Source organism: Pseudoalteromonas sp. SG44-17 (assembly GCF_014164235.1).
In the GTDB taxonomy this organism is placed as follows: Bacteria; Pseudomonadota; Gammaproteobacteria; order Enterobacterales; family Alteromonadaceae; genus Pseudoalteromonas; species Pseudoalteromonas rhizosphaerae.
Genome location: NZ_JACJEV010000020.1, coordinates 45,421 through 62,342, shown reverse-complemented (window position 1 = coordinate 62,342; position 16,922 = coordinate 45,421). Strand labels below are relative to the sequence as shown.

Below are 16,922 nucleotides of genomic sequence, written 5' to 3'. Positions count from 1 at the left end.
CTATGGAAAAGCTAATCGCACAGATAAAACAAGGTAAAGTGTGGCCGTTTCCAGGTGGCATTCATCCACCGGGACAAAAAACAATTTCCAACAGTCAAGCAATCGCCCGTTTACCTTTGCCTGACAAACTCGTTGTGCCATTAAAACAACATATTGGTGCTAACGGTCAACTGATCGTCGAAAAAGGCCAACAGGTACTTAAAGGGCAAGCACTTACAAAGCCTGTTGCGAATTGGTCGGTGCCAATACACGCCCCCACTTCTGGTACTATTACTGATATTTGCCAAATGCCGTCTGCGCATCCATCGGCATTGCCTGAATTGTGTGTAATTATTGAGCCCGATGGCCAAGATAGCTGGTGTGCGTTAGCACCGGTGACAACACCAAGCCAGCTTTCTCACGAGCAACTTATCGATATAATTCATGACCGTGGTATTGCCGGTATGGGCGGTGCAGGATTCCCAACTTATATTAAAGCAGATAGTCGCAAAGCAATTGAGTATTTTATTGTTAATGCAGTGGAATGTGAGCCCTATATTACTGCTGATGATGTACTAATGCGTGAGCATGCTGCAGGCATTATTGCTGGCATAGAGATCATGCAGCAATTGCTTACACCAACACTTACTATCGTTGGTATAGAAGATAACAAACCAGAGGCCATCGCAGCCATGCAGGCAGCGGCTGAGTATAATGACAAAATAATCATTCAAACAGTTCCTACTGTTTATCCTTCTGGTGGTGAAAAGCAATTAATTAAGCTACTTACCAATAAAGAAGTCCCTAGTGGGGGAATTCCAGCAGATATCGGTGTGTTAGTACAAAACGTCGGCACTTTATTTGCTGTTCATCAAGCTGTCTATGAAGGTAAGCCACTAATTGAACGTGTTATTACGGTAACAGGTAATACAATTCATAATCCGGGTAATGTATGGGCTTTATTAGGCACTGAAATAAAACATCTACTTGATTGCCAAGGCTTTTCACCAGTGCCACAGCAACGCGTTGTAATGGGCGGCCCTATGATGGGCTTTACTTTGCCAACGGTGCGTATCGGCGTGGTAAAAACCACTAACTGTATTTTAGCCCCAGATCATGATGAGCTGGCAGAGCCCGGCCCTGAAAAAGCCTGTATTCGTTGTAGTGCTTGTGCTGATGCCTGCCCTGCTTCACTGTTGCCTCAGCAATTACAATGGTTTGCTAAATCAAAAGAATACGACAAACTGAAAGAGCATAACCTGTTTGATTGTATTGAATGCGGTGCTTGCGCGTATGTGTGCCCAAGTGAAATTCCGCTGGTGCAGTATTACCGTGTGGCTAAAGTTGAAATAAAAGAACAGCAAGCTGAGCAAGTTAAAGCTGAACGTGCGAAAGAGCGCTTTGAACTTCGAAAACAACGCCTAGAGCGGGAGCAAGAAGCACGACAAAATCGCCATAAACGCAAACCAGCTGCTGAAAAATCGGCTGACGAAAAACAAAAAATTGCCGATGCTCTAGCACGCGTTAAAAACAAACCAGCAAAAGATGACGACAAATCAGCTGTGGCCGCTGCAATTGCTCGCGCCAAAGCTAAAAAACAAAATCAAGAAGCAACGCTTGAACCAGATAACAGTGACGTAGCATTAGAGCGCGCAGCGCGCAAAGAGCAAGCTCGCAAATACAAAGAGCAAAAAGCCGCAAGCATTACAGCTGCTGCTCCGGATGATAAAAAGTCAGCCGTGGCCGCTGCGATTGCCCGCGCTAAAGCGAAAAAAGCGGCGGCATCAGAAGATGAAAGCGATAACACGACTGCTGCACCTACTGATGATAAAAAAGCCGCTGTAGCCGCTGCAATTGCTCGTGCTAAAGCAAAAAAGGCAGCACAGGCTGAACCAGCAGCAAGCGTAGAAAACGACAACTCTGAAAGTGAAGTCGCTACAGCCTCACCTGCCGATGATAAAAAAGCCGCTGTCGCTGCTGCTATTGCTCGTGCAAAAGCGAAAAAGGCAGCACAGGCTGAACCAGCAGCAAGCGTAGAAAACGACAACTCTAAAAGTGAAGTCGCTACAGCCTCACCTGCCGATGATAAAAAAGCCGCTGTCGCTGCCGCCATTGCCCGCGCTAAAGCGAAAAAGGCTGCAAAAGCTGAACAAGCGGCTAGCGTAGAAAACAACAATTCTGAAAGTGAAGTCGCTACAGCCTCACCTGCCGATGATAAAAAAGCCGCTGTCGCTGCTGCTATTGCTCGTGCAAAAGCGAAAAAGGCAGCACAAGCAGCAAGCGTAGAAAACGACAATTCTGAAAGTGAAGTCGGTACAGCCTCACCTGCCGATGATAAAAAAGCCGCTGTCGCTGCCGCTATTGCCCGCGCGAAAGCGAAAAAGGCTGCAAAAGCTGAACAAGCGGCTAGCGAAGAAAACGACGATGCTGAAAATGAAACTTCGGCTACAGCGATAAACGAAGCTGAAATCGCTGAAGATAAACCAGAACAGACCGCACAAGATAAGAAAAAGGCCGCTATTGCCGCTGCGATTGCCCGTGCAAAGGCTAAAAAATTACAACAAGAAGGAAGTGATAAGTAATGAAGCTAACGATGGCCAGTTCGCCGCATAGCCACAGTCATAAATCACTTAGCAGGTTGATGCAAACAGTGATCTTAGCCTGTATTCCTGGACTTATCGCACAACTGTATTTTTTTGGTACGGGTGTATTGATCCAGCTAATTTTAGCGTTAGTCACGGTTAGTATCAGTGAAGCCATTATTATGCTTATTCGCAAGCGCCCTGTATGGCCTGCGCTTGGAGATGGCAGTGCATGGCTTACTGCGGTCTTATTAGCATTAAGTATTCCGCCACTCGCCCCATGGTGGGTTATTGTGATCGGTAGCTTTTTTGCCATCGTCATTGTTAAACAGCTCTATGGTGGCCTTGGTTTCAATTTATTTAACCCTGCCATGGCTGCATACGTGTTATTGCTTATTTCGTTCCCTGTGCAAATGACCACTTGGATGCCAGTTAGTGACTTACTGGCAAACCCAATTAGTCTTACTCAACAGCTTAGCGTTATTTTTAATGGCTTTACCAGTGCAGGTTTTAGTGTTGATCAACTTAGAGTTGGGGTTGATGGCGTAACAATGGCCACACCTTTGGATACCATCAAGACTGATATCGCTCATGGTTTAACCGTATCTGAAAGCATGCAAGCCGCTATTTTTAATAGTTGGTTAGGACAAGGTTGGGGCTGGGTAAATCTTGGCTTTTTAATCGGTGGCTTATACCTTATTAAAGCCAAAGTTATAAATTGGCATATCCCAGTTGGTGTACTTGCATCAATTGCTGTGTGCAGCGCAATTGGTTATATCGCAGCACCTGGTACTGAGCCTGGTATGGTATTTCATTTATTTAGTGGCGCAACCATGTTAGGGGCCTTTTTCATAGCCACGGATCCGGTTTCGGCAGCTACCACTAATCGCGGCCGGTTAATTTACGGCGCATTGATTGGTTTATTAGTTTATTTGATCCGTACTTTTGGCGGTTACCCAGATGCCATGGCGTTTGCTGTGTTACTACTCAATATGGCCGTGCCACTGATAGACTATTACACTCAACCACGTACTTATGGACATGGGGTGAATAAATGATTATTTCATCAATGACAAAAAATGGCGCTATTTTAGCCCTGTTTGCCCTGCTCACTACCGGCGCTGTTGGTATTATCCATAACCTCACGGCTGACAGTATTGCAGAGCAAGAGCGCAAACAACTTTCATTACAGCTGCAAGATGTACTCGCCCCTAATTTTTACGATAATACTCTTTATCAAGATTGTGCCATCATTGATGATCCACTACTTGGTAATAAACCACAAACCGTTTATCGTGCTCGCAAGGGTGGCCAACCTGTTGCTTTAGTAATGCGCCACGTGACGCCAAAAGGTTATAGCGGCGATATAAGTTTATTAACTGCCGTATTTGCAAACGGGGACGTTGCCGGAGTACGTGTTACTAAACACGAAGAAACGCCTGGTCTTGGTGATAAAGTAGAAATGAAAAAATCTCTTTGGATCACCTCATTTAAAGATAAAACTGTACTTGATGACGACGATACTCGCTGGGCAGTAAAAAAAGATGGCGGAGACTTTGATCAATTCACTGGCGCTACCATTACACCACGCGCCGTGGTTGGCTCAGTAAAACACGCTGTGTTATTCTCAAAAAACAATTTCGATGCGGTATTTAGTGCTGATAACGCATGCCAAATAGGTGAGCCATGAGCCAATTAAAAGAACTGTTTAACGAAGGAATGTGGAAAAACAACCCTGCCCTCGTGCAATTACTCGGTTTGTGCCCACTACTGGCCGTCACATCAACGATAACCAATGCGATGGGCCTCGGTTTAGCCACTCTGCTGGTATTAGTTGGCTCGAACGTCACAATTTCTGCGGTGCGTAATTTCGTGCCAAAAGATATCCGCATTCCTGTATTTGTGATGTTTATCGCAGGCTTTGTAACCATAGTGCAGCTATTAATGAATGCCTATACGTTTGGCTTATATCAATCGCTAGGAATATTTATTCCACTGATAGTTACTAACTGCGCTATTATCGGCCGCGCTGAAGCGTATGCCTCTAAGAATCCGATTCATTTATCAGCGTTTGACGGTTTAATGATGGGCTCTGGCTTTATGGTAGTACTGGTTGTGCTTGGCGCAATGCGTGAGCTTATTGGCCAAGGTACCTTATTTGATGGCGCCGATTTACTACTGGGCCCATGGGCATCGGTTTTACGCATTGAAGTATTTAGTTTTGATAATCAATTTTTGCTCGCTATTTTACCACCCGGTGCATTTTTAGGTTTGGGCTTACTGATTGCTGCTAAAAATGTCATTGATGCGCAAATAAAAGCAAAACAAGTAGCACCACCAGTGGCCGAAAAAGGCCCACGAGCAAGGGTCACCAGTTTAACTTAAGGGGAAGCGCACAGTATTTACTGTGCGTTTAAGTTGCATGAATAAAGAAAAACGATACGAAATACTCTCTCGCTTGCGCGAGCAAAACCCACATCCAGAAACCGAGCTTGAATATTCAAGCCCGTTTGAACTGTTAGTTGCGGTAACGCTATCAGCACAAGCAACTGACGTTGGGGTAAATAAAGCCACCCGTAAGCTCTTTCCCGTCGCCAATACGCCGCAAGCAATTTTAGATTTAGGCCACGATAAACTTCGCGATTACATTAAAACCATCGGTTTGTTTAATTCTAAAGCTGCCAATGTGTACAAAATGTGCCAAATTTTAGTTGATAAGCACAACAGCGAAGTGCCTGAGAATCGTGAAGCCCTAGAAGCCCTACCCGGCGTTGGCCGTAAAACTGCCAATGTGGTACTCAACACCGCCTTCGGCTGGCCGACAATCGCGGTAGATACCCACATAGACCGCGTATCAAACCGCACTAAATTTGCTATGGGTAAGAACGTTGTTGAAGTAGAAAAAAAGCTATTAAAAGTTGTACCAGCAGAGTTTAAAGTAGATGTACATCACTGGCTCATTTTACATGGACGTTATACCTGTGTGGCGCGTAAGCCAAAGTGTGGCAGCTGTATAATTGAAGATTTATGTGAGTTTAAAGAAAAGACTGAGTAACTAATTTTTAATTGAAATATTAAGATAATCATACGATATGTGCCCTACGTATGATTATCTTAATTTGAAAACCTCAAATAAACGCTTAACCTTTAAACATTACCGGACATAAACTCTATACTCCCAAGGCGCCAACTTAAGGCTTGCGTCTTCAGTAAGCGTTGCCTTTTGTTTGCTAAATAGCTCTGTATATACTCCAGCTGTTTGTGGACCCATAAATTGAATATCTTGCTCTTTATCAGAAAAATTAATCACAACAAACACTTTATCTTTGGTATTTTCGCGGATAAAACTAAACACCTCTGTCGGATTAGTATTATAAATACGCTCCATTGTCGCGCCATATTTACCATGCCACAACGCACTATTTTGTTTCTGCAAAGCTAAGAGCTTCTGAATCAATGGCTTAAATTTATGTTCTTTCCATTCGATAGGATCTTTTTCAAAAAACTCAAGCCGCTTAATATTCCCAGCTTCAAGTCCATTATAAATTAATGGCATACCTTCACCGACAATAGACAATACGATTGCTGTCGCTACTTTTTCTTCGCTACCATAACGCTCAAACACGGTTCCTTCCCATGAATTAGCATCGTGATTTGAAACATACGTCATCCGATAGCTATTTTTCGGATACGCTCCCTCATTCCATGAATAGTATACAAACAATCTATTTAAATCAGCGTGACCACTTAAAATATCATGAATAGCTTCCTGCCAAGACCATGCATAAGTAGCATCAAAAGCTTTAGCATGTAAATCACGCATTTCCCATTCAGCTAACATAAAAACGGGCTTGATCGCGTCTAGCTCCGCCCTAACGTTTTCCCAAAAATCGAGAGGAACAAAACCAGCTACATCACATCGATAACCATCAATATTTACTTCTTTGACCCAATACTTCATTGCATCAGTCATGTATTCACGCATTTCTGGTACGTTATAATCAAAGTCGATTATGTCTGACCAATCCCACCACGGCGTAGGTTGAAAATTACCTTGCGAATTTTTTGTATACCAATTTGGATGCTTATGTCTTAATTCATTATCCCAAGCACTATGATTTGCTACCCAATCTAGAATAACGTACATACCTAATTCGTGAGCAGCGTTAACAAAGCTTTTTAAGTCATCTAAGGTACCAAACTCAGGATTAACACCGTAGTAATCTTTTACTGAATAAGGGCTACCCAGCGACCCTTTTCTGTTTTCTTCGCCAATCGGATGAATCGGCATTAACCAAAGAATATCGACGCCAAGTTCTTTTAATCGTGGTAGTTGATGCTCAGCGGCTGCAAATGTTCCTTCAGGTGTGAACTGTCGCGTATTAATTTGATAAAAACTTGCGTTCTTACTCCACTGAGGATGCGTTAACTTCACATATTCTTGTGGAACATAATTAGAGGAAATATTTGTTGTCTTAGTTTTTTTACTTATATTAGTGCAGGCACACAGCCCTAAAAATAGTAATATTATTGAAAGGTTTTTCATTTATAAAGCCCCTTAAACGATTAAGTTTTAACAATATGTGATGTAGTGAAATTATTTTCAACAAACTATTAACATGAATACGTATGTAAGTCTTAATGCCTATCTACGATAATTATCATTCGGTTGGCCTACCATCGCTGTAGATACGCATATATTCCGTGTATCAAACCGTACTAAGCTTGCCATGGGTAAAGACGTGGTAGCCGTTGAGCAAAAACTCGAAAAAGTGATCCCCAAAGAATTTAAAGTAGACGTACACCATTGGCTCATACTGCACGGGCGTTATACCTGTGTTGCCCGTAAACCAAAATGTGGCAGTTGTATTATTGAAGATTTATATGAGTTTAAAGACAAGACTGAATAATGTTTATTCTTTTTTGAGCCAATAAGTAAACTTTAAGTTTTTATCTTTGCTGCTGTTTGCATGCATTATTTAACTGCTAACGACTAACTAATTACATTAAAATGACGGTATTCTTATTCAATTTTTAGTACTTCGATTTTAAGTAAAGAAAACAATAAATTTCCTAAAAAATGCTTGTACATAGCTTCTATTTCTTCTTGAGATATAGTTCCACCACGTATAAGGACTTCTTGCCGCTCAGCTGGCTCTTTTATGATAAACCCGGTAGAACTGAACCCATTTTTTTCATAAAACGCTTTGCGCTTAACTCTTTGTTGATAGTTTTCTGCCTTTTCATCAAGCTCCTCAATAGTGAGTACTATTCTTTTATTTGAATGCTTTTCATTCATAGAATCCATTACTTTGCTTCCGTAACCACTTGAGCGGAGCAATTCAGATATAGCAAAAAACTTTACACAGATAATTTGTTTATATTCTTTAGTGTAGAGAAAGCCAACCCATTTATTATGATCATAAATAATATCAAAGCCATTTTTTCCATTCCTCATTCTGTATTTAACAAGCCATTCTGGTAGTCTGTGAACTTTTGGAAAAGCTTCGAAAAAAAGGTCTATAACTTTTGAATAGTTAAAATCATGTTTGTTAAGTGGGCGAAAAGTGATCATCATATTAACCCTGCAAGCCAATCAACAGTTAAGATAGTAGTAAAAACCTTTAATCCAATCAAACCGAAAAATATGAATATAAATGTAACTTTAATTTTTTTACTTTTTATATTATTCCAAGATAGAAGTTTTGCTTGAAATTCACTTTTTAGCTCATCAATATCCTCTTTCATACATAATTCCCTATCTCGTGCTGTAATTATATCAACTACAACACAGTTAATATGAGTTACCAAATTAACTTTGTAACTAAAAGTTCCGATGATGCCTAATGCAAACACATGATCTTTGCTCTTTAGGATTTCAACTACCAACATTTTGAAAGCTAGTTACATCTTCCTTCCTTATATTTAAGTTGGCCAACCATTGCTGTAGATACCCACATAGACCGTGTATCAAACCGTACTAAGCTTGCCATGGGTAAAGGTGTTGTTGCGGTTGAACAAAAACTTTTAAAAGTTGTACCAGCAGAATTTAAACTTGATATACACCATTGGCTCATTCTTCACGGGCGTTATACTTGCGTAGCACGTAAACCAAAATGTGGCAGTTGTATTATTGAGATTTATGTGAGTTTAAAAATAAAACAGATTAGTCCTAGGTCTTTTACTAGCTATGTTGAAACTGCGGTTTTGCTCATTTTACGCTATAAACCTCTCCAGTTTAATTAAACCACTACATATCTGGAAATTCCCCGTTTTAGCAAGAGTCCATCACACCAAGTTATTGAGCTTCATGTTTAAGCCAATCGATAAATAATTCAACTTTTTTGGCGTTTTGATTTTTAAGTGTGGCTACGTAGTACCTTTGTTGACAAGATACTTCTTTTCCGGGAAATGGCTTAATCAATTCGCCTGAGATGATTCTTTTCTGAACTAAGCTGTGCCTGCCCATTGCAATACCTGCATTATTTATAGCGGCAATAACCGCCAAATCAGATCGATCAAAACCCATACTCGGTATCTGTTTAATTGGCTCAATGCCATATGTCTTTGCCCAAGACTCCCACTCATCCAGGTTAGAGTCGTAATTCCAAGCTTGGTTGTCATGCAGCAATGTGCATTTATGTAAATTTTGTACACCTGCCTCTAAATCGTGTTTTTTCGCATAGTCCGGTGTACATACTGGGGAAATAGACTCTGACATTATCTGCTGATACCAAAATTTTTGTGGCGTTTTATCATCAAAATAGATAGCGACATCGATGCCGTGTCCATAAAAGTTGATATTTTCGTTTCCCGTCAAGATATTAAGTCCAATTGCAGGATGTAACTCTTTGAATTTATAGATACGAGGCACTAACCAGCACTGCGCAAAAGATGGACGTGAATAGATGGTGAGCGTTCCTGATATCTCACCATCTCGTACTTCTAGGATTTCTTGATTTAATGTGTTTAGAGATTGTTTTAAGGTGCGATAAATTCGCTCCCCTTCAGAGGTTAGGCTTATTTTTCTGTGGGAACGTTTAAATAATTGGATCCCAAGTTCATCTTCTAGTCCATTGATGCGGTGTGATATCGCGCTTGGTGTTATTGACAATTCTTCTGCTGATAAAGAAAAAGAACAGTGTCTGGCAGCAACTTCAAATGTATGAAGCTTGGAGAGCTGAGAGCTATTTAACCGCTGATTCTTAGCAAAAATGTTATCCTTGGTATACATGAAGCCACCTTTCAGAATGAAGCCCGCCTATTACGTCCATTATCAAGCACGCTGGTTTTGTATGAGTTAATCTAACTTAAATATCTGAATAAATCCAAATTATCAATTAAATAACGCTGTTGTTTTAATATAGCTCATGCATGTGTGAATTTTGATCGCTTGTCATCATTTTGTATCTTTTGTTTAATGCGTCTAAATCAAACAGTAAACACAAGCTAACAAGATGAAATTGCAACTCTGGTTAGTCAGGGTCATGCGGCGCAACAATGACAGAACTTTTTAAATATTATACGACTGATACATTTATAGTTTCTTTTTTAACTTTGGAAGATACCTTCCTGCTGTCGTACATCATCTACGTTTAAGGAATAAAATGAGCACATTAAACATTCAACAACTCTTTACTGATTTCCCTCTGATTAAAAAACTAATCGCCTTAGACGAAGTCTGTTGGTTTAACCCAAATATGACAACTCTGGCTGAAGGTCTCCCTTATGTAGGGCTAAATCAGGCAGATGTAGAGGACGCTAGTGAACGACTCAAAAGGTTTGCTCCTTATCTGGTGAAGGCATTTCCTGAAACCGCCAAAACAAACGGCATTATAGAATCTGATGTTGTTGCTATTCCAACCATAAAAAAGGCTCTTGAACAGCAGTATGACACCGAGATTAGAGGAACATTATTACTGAAAAAAGATAGCCACCTGCCGATTTCGGGTTCAATTAAAGCACGTGGTGGTATCTATGAAGTGTTAACTCATGCCGAAAAGCTAGCAATGCAAGCTAGGTTACTCTCTGAATCCGATGATTACAGCAAACTGTTTAGTAGTGAATTTAGGGCTTTCTTTAAGCAGTTTAGTATCGCTGTGGGTTCTACCGGTAATTTAGGAATGTCTATTGGTATTATAAGCGCGAAACTTGGATTTTCAGTGTCTGTCCATATGTCGGCCGATGCGCGTCAATGGAAAAAGGACAAACTTCGTTCTCATGGCGTAAAAGTTATTGAATACAAAAAAGATTACGGTGTCGCGGTTGCCCAGGGACGTAAGCAAGCGGAAAAAGATCCGACGTGCTTCTTTATTGATGATGAAAACTCGACAACTCTTTTCCTAGGCTATGCCGTTGCTGGAGAACGATTAAAGAAGCAGTTCGAAGAAATGAAAATTCAGGTAGATGAGCAGCATCCACTGTTTGTCTACTTACCTTGCGGAGTGGGCGGCGGTCCTGGTGGCGTGGCGTTTGGTTTAAAAATGGCATTTGGTGACAATGTTCATTGTATCTTTGCGGAGCCCACCCATTCGCCTTGCATGTTATTGGGAGTTCTTACTGGCCTTCATGACAAAATTTCAGTTCAGGATATTGGCATCGATAATATAACTGCTGCTGACGGGCTTGCTGTTGGCCGCGCTTCTGGATTTGTGGGAAGAGCAATGGAAAGGTTACTTGATGGTTTTTATACCATTACTGATGAAAAGATGTATCACCACCTTGGAGAGCTTAATAAATATGAAAATATTCAGTTAGAGCCTTCTGCTTTAGCTGGAATACTGGGCCCTGTCTTGGTATCTGGCAATGAAGAGTATATTCAACGGATCCAACAGAACGATCAAAAACTGAAAAATGCCACCCACTTAGTTTGGGCCACAGGTGGGGGTATGGTTCCTGAAAACGAAATGGCGTCGTATCTCACTCAGTCTGTGCGCTGAATTTAAACAAGCCAGCTGCCAACTGCGCCTTTGTCAAATATTCATTTTCCTGCGCCACATGGCCGCCAAAGAAGACGAAACTTCCGTTTTCAAAAGTAAATTCACGTTCAATTTAGGATGGAAGTTAAGGTCAGTCCAATGAACCTACAACAAATAAAGTCTATTAAGGGAGCGATTACATCAACAGAGAAAGAAAAATTTAAACACTACCATCCACATAACACAGGAATGATCACTCATGAAACAAAGACTATTAAAAGCAGCTGTGCTTCCTTTAATGATCGCTTTGCCGTCAGCTGCCAATACTGAAGATGAAGGGGTGACAAACAAAACCAGCTTTAACTTCTATGGCACACTACGCCCGACTTTCGGTATCACCAGCAACGGTAGTGAGGACAGTTGGGACGTCAAAGACGCTCTTTCACGTATCGGCTTCAGCTCCCAAAAAGCACTGAGTAACGGCATGACCGCTTTTGCCACTGGTGAATTCAAGATTGCCATCGATAAAAACGGTGATCTAGGTGAAGCGCGTAAAGCTTTCGTTGGCATCAAGGGCGACTTCGGTCGTGTTGCCATAGGTAAGCAGTGGTCCACTATCTACAACATGCTAGGCGATCCGGTCGATATTTTTAACCGCGCCAGCAGCCCACTAGCCTACGATCACATTGGTCCGTATCGCATCAACAACTATGTCTCTTACCGCAAAATCATCGGTGATTTCTCCCTTGCCACAGATGTTCAGATCGATGATGAAAATGAAGCTTCACAGAACACGGATCGCTTCAACACAGGTCTAGCCTACAGCGCCAACAATCTTCGCCTAGCCGTTGCTTACTACATACAGAAAATGGCTGTTGACAAAAAAGAAATACGCGGTGTCAGTGCCGCCAAGAGCTTTGGTGATCTCTACCTAGCCGCCACCTTCACAGATACAGACGACCAGGGCGTAAACAAGACTAGCCTAGACATGGTTGCCGCTTATAAGCTAAGTAATGGCTACAAGCTAAAAATCGGTATATCCGACTTTGACAGCAGCGTTGATGTCACCAGCTTCCGGGCTTACAACGCGACCCTCGAGTGGCACCCTCGCAATGACTTCTACCTTTTCGGTGAAGTGCAGACCATGGATTGGAAAGCTGGCGACAGCACAAACTCCTTTATGGTCGGTCTTCGCTACAACTTTGACTACGGCTTCAAATTTTAAGCTTCGACAACACTGTGTTAATAATTCTCATATTCAGAAAACTGTTAGCTCGCGCCATCAACAGGATGCACTGCTTGTAATAGTTATTCACTGAATCACAATAAATAAAAGAGGTTACAATGGAAAATATTGTCAATATCATCTCTGTAATTAACGGCGTAGTATGGGGCCCACTGATGTTAGTAGCGATCCTCGGGGTTGGGCTATTCCTGATGATTGGATTAAAACTGATGCCCATCATGAAACTGGGCTCCGGTTTCAGACTGTTGTGGAGTGGTCGCACCCCTGACAAAGCAAGAAATATTGAAGGCGAGATCAGCCCATTTAACGCTCTGATGACCTCGCTGTCAGCAACCATCGGTACTGGGAACATCGCTGGTGTGGCAACCGCAATATTTCTTGGTGGTCCGGGTGCGTTATTTTGGATGTGGTGTACTGCCCTTGTTGGTATGGCGACTAAGTTTGCTGAAGCAGTACTGGCGGTGCGTTTTCGTGAAGTCGATGAAGAGGGCAATCACAACGGTGGTCCGATGTACTACATCAAGAACGGACTAGGCAGCAAATGGGCCTGGCTGGGTATGGCATTTGCCCTGTTCGGGGCGCTCGCCAGTTTCGGTATCGGTAACACAGTGCAAGCTAATTCTGTAGCTGCTGCGCTGCAAAGCAACTTCAGTATCCCTACCTGGGCGACAGGTCTTGTCATGATGATTCTCGTCGGTCTAGTATTAATGGGTGGCATCAAGCGTATAGGTGACGTTGCTGGTAAGCTGGTCCCACTGATGGCTTTCTTCTATATCGGTGCCGGCCTTATTGTTCTGGGTATGAACTTCAATGAGATCCCGGCAGCTTTTGCCTTAATCATCGAAAGCGCCTTCAACCCTGTTGCTGCTTCTGGTGGTTTCGCCGGTGCTGCTGTAATGGCAGCAATTCGCTTCGGTGTTGCTCGCGGGGTATTCTCTAACGAAGCGGGTCTAGGTAGTGCGCCAATTGCTCATGCCGCGGCCAAGACCAACAATCCTGTTGCCCAAGGTTTGGTAGCTATGCTAGGTACCTTCATCGATACCTTGCTCATTTGTTCTATCACAGGTCTAGCCATTGTGGTTTCCGGCGCTTGGACTTCAGGTGAAACCGGTGCGGCGCTGACCTCCGCAGCCTTTGCCACGGCTTTACCTGATGTCGGTAACTACATTGTGGCTATCGCCTTGTCAGTCTTCGCCTTCACCACCATCCTAGGTTGGAGTGTCTACGGTGAAAAATGTGTCCAATACATATTGGGGATCAAAGCCGTCATTCCATTCCGTATTATGTGGGTTGTCGTTGTACCGATAGGCGCAATGGGATCGTTGGACTTCATCTGGCTGCTTGCCGATACCATGAACGCTCTGATGGCTATTCCTAACCTTATCGCCCTAGCACTGTTGAGCCCAGTAGTATTCAAGCTAACGCGTGAATACTTCACCAATGGCGAAAAGAAAGTTATCAGCGAATAAGTCAAAGCTGAGCGTCAGCAAGGCTAAACTCAATTTAACCGACGCTTAACACGTAGCCAGGCCACATTAGTCATTTTTTTAGTACGGCCTGATCACGTAAAGCTTGTAATGAACTCCGACCAAAAAGGTAAATATGCATTCATGAATTGGTTAGTAGACGCCGTATCGCCAAAGCCTATAAGAATAATATTTTGTTCATGAGAGTATCAGCAGGCATTAAACCACATTACAAATCGATAGTGAGCTTCGTGACCAAAATACTTGAACTGATTAAACCTGTGTTTAAAAAAGTATTGATAATATCCGATGAAAAAGTTTGATTGGGTATAATTATGAATAGCGAATGCTGGGCCGAAGGCTAAAAACCAAGGACGGTTTTTATAAAAAACGCATATCCACTAAATTTATTTGACGTTTAATTTGAATTGCCAAGCATCACCCTGTTTATTTTCACACTACCTAAAAATGAGCGGTAAATATAAAAATACAAACTTTAGGATAAGGGTCTACATTATTCCCCCAAGTATAAAGAGAAGATAGATTAGATAAATAAGGACTAAAATCTATCGTTCACACAGGCTCAATTTCGATATCATTTAACAAAATTTGAATATAATATTTTATGTGTACAAATGTCAGAGTAATTATTAGAACATTTTCAAAGTATTAATTTCACAAGTCTCAATCCTTTCGTTATGCTGTTGAGCATTATGAAATTTTATTGCGAGAATTCTTATGTTACCTATACTTCGTATCTTGTTAATTGAGCAAGACCCCGCCACCTTGCAAGAGCTTTCTACTAATCTGTCGAAAACCATCCCAAATTTTGAGCGAGATGATATTCATATCGATATTATTGAGCGTCTTGAGCTAAAACAAGCATTGGACATTGTAGAGGAAGATGGCGATATTCAGGCCGTAGTGCTTAGCTGGGATTTGCAAAATAAGGTTGGCGAACGCACTTATAGTCGCTTTATCGAGCAGTTAAAGGGGATCCGCCTTGAGTTGCCTGTTTATGTTATTGGCGATGATACGAAAGGGCTAGAAATAGTTAATGAGTCGGAGGAGATTGAGTCTTTCTTCTTTAAAGATGAGGTGATTTCTGATCCTGAAGCAATTTTAGGCTATATGATTAACGATTTCGATGACCGCTCAGAAACCCCATTTTGGACGGCGTATCGCCGTTATGTTGGCGAAGCAAACGACTCTTGGCATACACCGGGACACAGCGGTGGCTCTAGCTTTAGAAATTCCCCTTATATCAAAGATTTTTATCAGTTTTATGGTCGTAATGTGTTCGTTGGCGACCTGTCGGTTTCTGTTGATTCGTTAGGATCATTATCAGATAGCACCAATACCATTGGCCGTGCCCAAGAGTCAGCAGCGGCGACGTTTGAAGTCAAGCATACCTATTTCGTTACCAATGGGTCGTCTACCTCAAATAAAATCATCTTGCAGACATTGCTGCGCAAGGGCGATAAAGTGATTATCGACCGCAATTGTCATAAATCTGTGCACTATGGCATTTTGCAATCAGCGAGTTTACCTGTTTATTTGTCGAGTATTTTAAATCCTAAATATGGCATCTTCGCGCCGCCGTCGTTGGCCGATATAAAACAAGCGATAGAACAAAATACCGATGCAAAATTGCTAGTCCTCACGGGTTGTACTTACGATGGCCTACTGAGCGATCTGAAACAGGTGGTCGATTTTGCCCATCAACATGGTATTAAAGTATTTATTGACGAAGCGTGGTTTGCTTACTCTCTGTTTCATCCAAGCCTACGATATTATTCCGCCATTCATGCTGGCGCTGACTATGTCACCCATTCAGCGCATAAAGTGGTTTCAGCGTTTTCTCAGGCGTCTTATATTCATGTTAACGATCCCGATTTCGATGCTGATTTCTTTCGCGAGATTTACAGTATTTACGCCAGTACATCGCCAAAATATCAGCTTATCGCTTCGCTTGACGTGTGCCAAAAGCAATTAGAGATGGAAGGCTATAAGTTACTCAATGCTTTATTGAACCATGTGGAAGAATTTAAACAACAGATGGCTTCACTCAAACAAATTAAAGTGCTAGGTAAGCAAGACTTTATGGAAATATTTCCACACTTTAGTGGTGATAACATGGGTCACGATCCGCTAAAAATTCTCATCGATATTAGCGAATTACCTTATTCATTAAAGGATATTCATAAATACCTGCTGGATGAAATTGGCCTAGAAATAGAGAAGTACACTCATAGCACCATCTTAGTATTACTGACGCTTGGCGGCACACGCTCAAAAATAATTCGTCTTTATAATGCGCTCAAAAAACTCGACAGCGGTAAAGTGAAGTTGTCAAAATCGACGCGACGATCTCGCTTGCCTGAGAATCTACCAGCCATAGACTTAGCGTGTATTCCAAGCGATGCCTTTTATGGCGAGCGCGAATCTGTGCCTATCGGTAAAAGTAACAACCGTATTTGTGCCGGTTTAGTCACCCCCTATCCGCCAGGCATTCCTCTTTTGGTCCCGGGACAGCATATTACAGAGGAACATATAGAGTACCTTAAAGAGTTAGCAGGACAAGGTTTGACGATTCAAGGGAGTTTTGATGGTGAAATCTATGTTCTTAAGGGCAAAGTTCAAAAGTAAAAATATACTTTAATACAGTCGAACTCCTTATAACGAAACAGCAATGTCACACGATATTGCTGTTTAGTGCGTTATAATTCTA

General features: G+C 42.0%; 13 protein-coding genes and 2 pseudogenes. 11 read left to right on the top strand and 4 right to left on the bottom strand.

Annotated features, from left to right (window positions below; genetic code table 11):
* Positions 1 to 2: 2 nt before the first annotated feature.
* From rsxC to nth, 5 genes are read left to right on the top strand one after another with little or no spacing between them, the layout of a single operon-like run.
* Positions 3 to 2,561 (top strand): electron transport complex subunit RsxC, encoded by a 2,559-nt coding sequence (rsxC, locus tag H5182_RS14505; RefSeq protein ID WP_182760210.1) that lies wholly within the window; start codon positions 3 to 5, stop codon positions 2,559 to 2,561.
* On the top strand, positions 2,561 to 3,619 hold the full coding sequence (gene rsxD / locus H5182_RS14500; RefSeq protein ID WP_182760209.1) for an electron transport complex subunit RsxD: 1,059 nt from the start codon (positions 2,561 to 2,563) through the stop codon (positions 3,617 to 3,619). Before rsxC ends, rsxD begins: the two co-directional genes overlap by 1 nt.
* Entirely contained in the window at positions 3,616 to 4,251 is a 636-nt protein-coding gene (gene rsxG, locus H5182_RS14495) for an electron transport complex subunit RsxG (RefSeq protein WP_182760208.1), read from the top strand. Before rsxD ends, rsxG begins: the two co-directional genes overlap by 4 nt.
* Positions 4,248 to 4,946, top strand: coding sequence for an electron transport complex subunit E (locus H5182_RS14490; RefSeq protein WP_145240717.1), 699 nt, complete (start codon positions 4,248 to 4,250; stop codon positions 4,944 to 4,946). Before rsxG ends, H5182_RS14490 begins: the two co-directional genes overlap by 4 nt.
* A 37-nt stretch (positions 4,947 to 4,983) precedes the next feature.
* Positions 4,984 to 5,616 (top strand): endonuclease III, encoded by a 633-nt coding sequence (gene nth, locus H5182_RS14485; RefSeq protein WP_145240715.1) that lies wholly within the window; start codon positions 4,984 to 4,986, stop codon positions 5,614 to 5,616.
* Positions 5,617 to 5,715: 99 nt separating this feature from the next.
* On the opposite strand, the gene H5182_RS14480 is transcribed toward nth, so the two are convergent.
* Positions 5,716 to 7,107 carry an alpha-amylase family glycosyl hydrolase gene (locus H5182_RS14480; RefSeq protein WP_145240713.1) on the bottom strand — a complete coding sequence of 464 codons (1,392 nt, stop codon included), beginning with the start codon at positions 7,105 to 7,107 and terminating at the stop codon, positions 5,716 to 5,718.
* 115 nt (positions 7,108 to 7,222) lie between these two features.
* Here H5182_RS14480 and H5182_RS14475 point away from each other — a divergent pair.
* Positions 7,223 to 7,471, top strand: a pseudogene (locus tag H5182_RS14475) (endonuclease III); the annotation flags it as partial.
* A gap of 113 nt (positions 7,472 to 7,584) precedes the next feature.
* On the opposite strand, the gene H5182_RS14470 reads toward H5182_RS14475, so the two are convergent.
* Positions 7,585 to 8,139, bottom strand: coding sequence for a GNAT family N-acetyltransferase (locus H5182_RS14470; protein WP_182735429.1), 555 nt, complete (start codon positions 8,137 to 8,139; stop codon positions 7,585 to 7,587).
* Complete coding sequence (locus H5182_RS14465) at positions 8,136 to 8,453, bottom strand: hypothetical protein (RefSeq protein ID WP_149980691.1); 318 nt, start codon at positions 8,451 to 8,453, stop codon at positions 8,136 to 8,138. The genes H5182_RS14470 and H5182_RS14465 overlap by 4 nt, the downstream gene beginning before the upstream one ends.
* A 39-nt stretch (positions 8,454 to 8,492) precedes the next feature.
* On the opposite strand from H5182_RS14465, the pseudogene H5182_RS14460 reads away from it, so the two are divergent.
* Positions 8,493 to 8,731: pseudogene (locus H5182_RS14460) on the top strand (endonuclease III); the annotation flags it as partial.
* A gap of 128 nt (positions 8,732 to 8,859) precedes the next feature.
* Here H5182_RS14460 and dsdC read toward each other — a convergent pair.
* Positions 8,860 to 9,795, bottom strand: a complete 936-nt coding sequence (dsdC, locus tag H5182_RS14455; RefSeq protein WP_182760207.1) for a DNA-binding transcriptional regulator DsdC — start codon at positions 9,793 to 9,795, stop codon at positions 8,860 to 8,862.
* Between the two features lie 373 nt (positions 9,796 to 10,168).
* Between dsdC and H5182_RS14450 the strand changes: the two genes are divergently transcribed.
* The 4 genes from H5182_RS14450 to H5182_RS14435 all read left to right on the top strand — a co-directional run bounded on the left by H5182_RS14450 (position 10,169) and on the right by H5182_RS14435 (position 16,840).
* Positions 10,169 to 11,500 carry a D-serine ammonia-lyase gene (locus H5182_RS14450; RefSeq protein ID WP_182760206.1) on the top strand — a complete coding sequence of 444 codons (1,332 nt, stop codon included), beginning with the start codon at positions 10,169 to 10,171 and terminating at the stop codon, positions 11,498 to 11,500.
* Positions 11,501 to 11,738: 238 nt separating this feature from the next.
* On the top strand, positions 11,739 to 12,704 hold the full coding sequence (locus tag H5182_RS14445; protein WP_182760205.1) for a porin: 966 nt from the start codon (positions 11,739 to 11,741) through the stop codon (positions 12,702 to 12,704).
* 119 nt (positions 12,705 to 12,823) lie between these two features.
* The gene (locus tag H5182_RS14440) at positions 12,824 to 14,194 is read left to right on the top strand and encodes a sodium:alanine symporter family protein (RefSeq protein ID WP_182760204.1); all 1,371 of its coding nucleotides are present in this window, start codon (positions 12,824 to 12,826) and stop codon (positions 14,192 to 14,194) included.
* Positions 14,195 to 14,929: 735 nt separating this feature from the next.
* The gene (locus H5182_RS14435) at positions 14,930 to 16,840 is read left to right on the top strand and encodes an aminotransferase class V-fold PLP-dependent enzyme (protein ID WP_182760203.1); all 1,911 of its coding nucleotides are present in this window, start codon (positions 14,930 to 14,932) and stop codon (positions 16,838 to 16,840) included.
* Positions 16,841 to 16,922 lie beyond the last annotated feature (82 nt).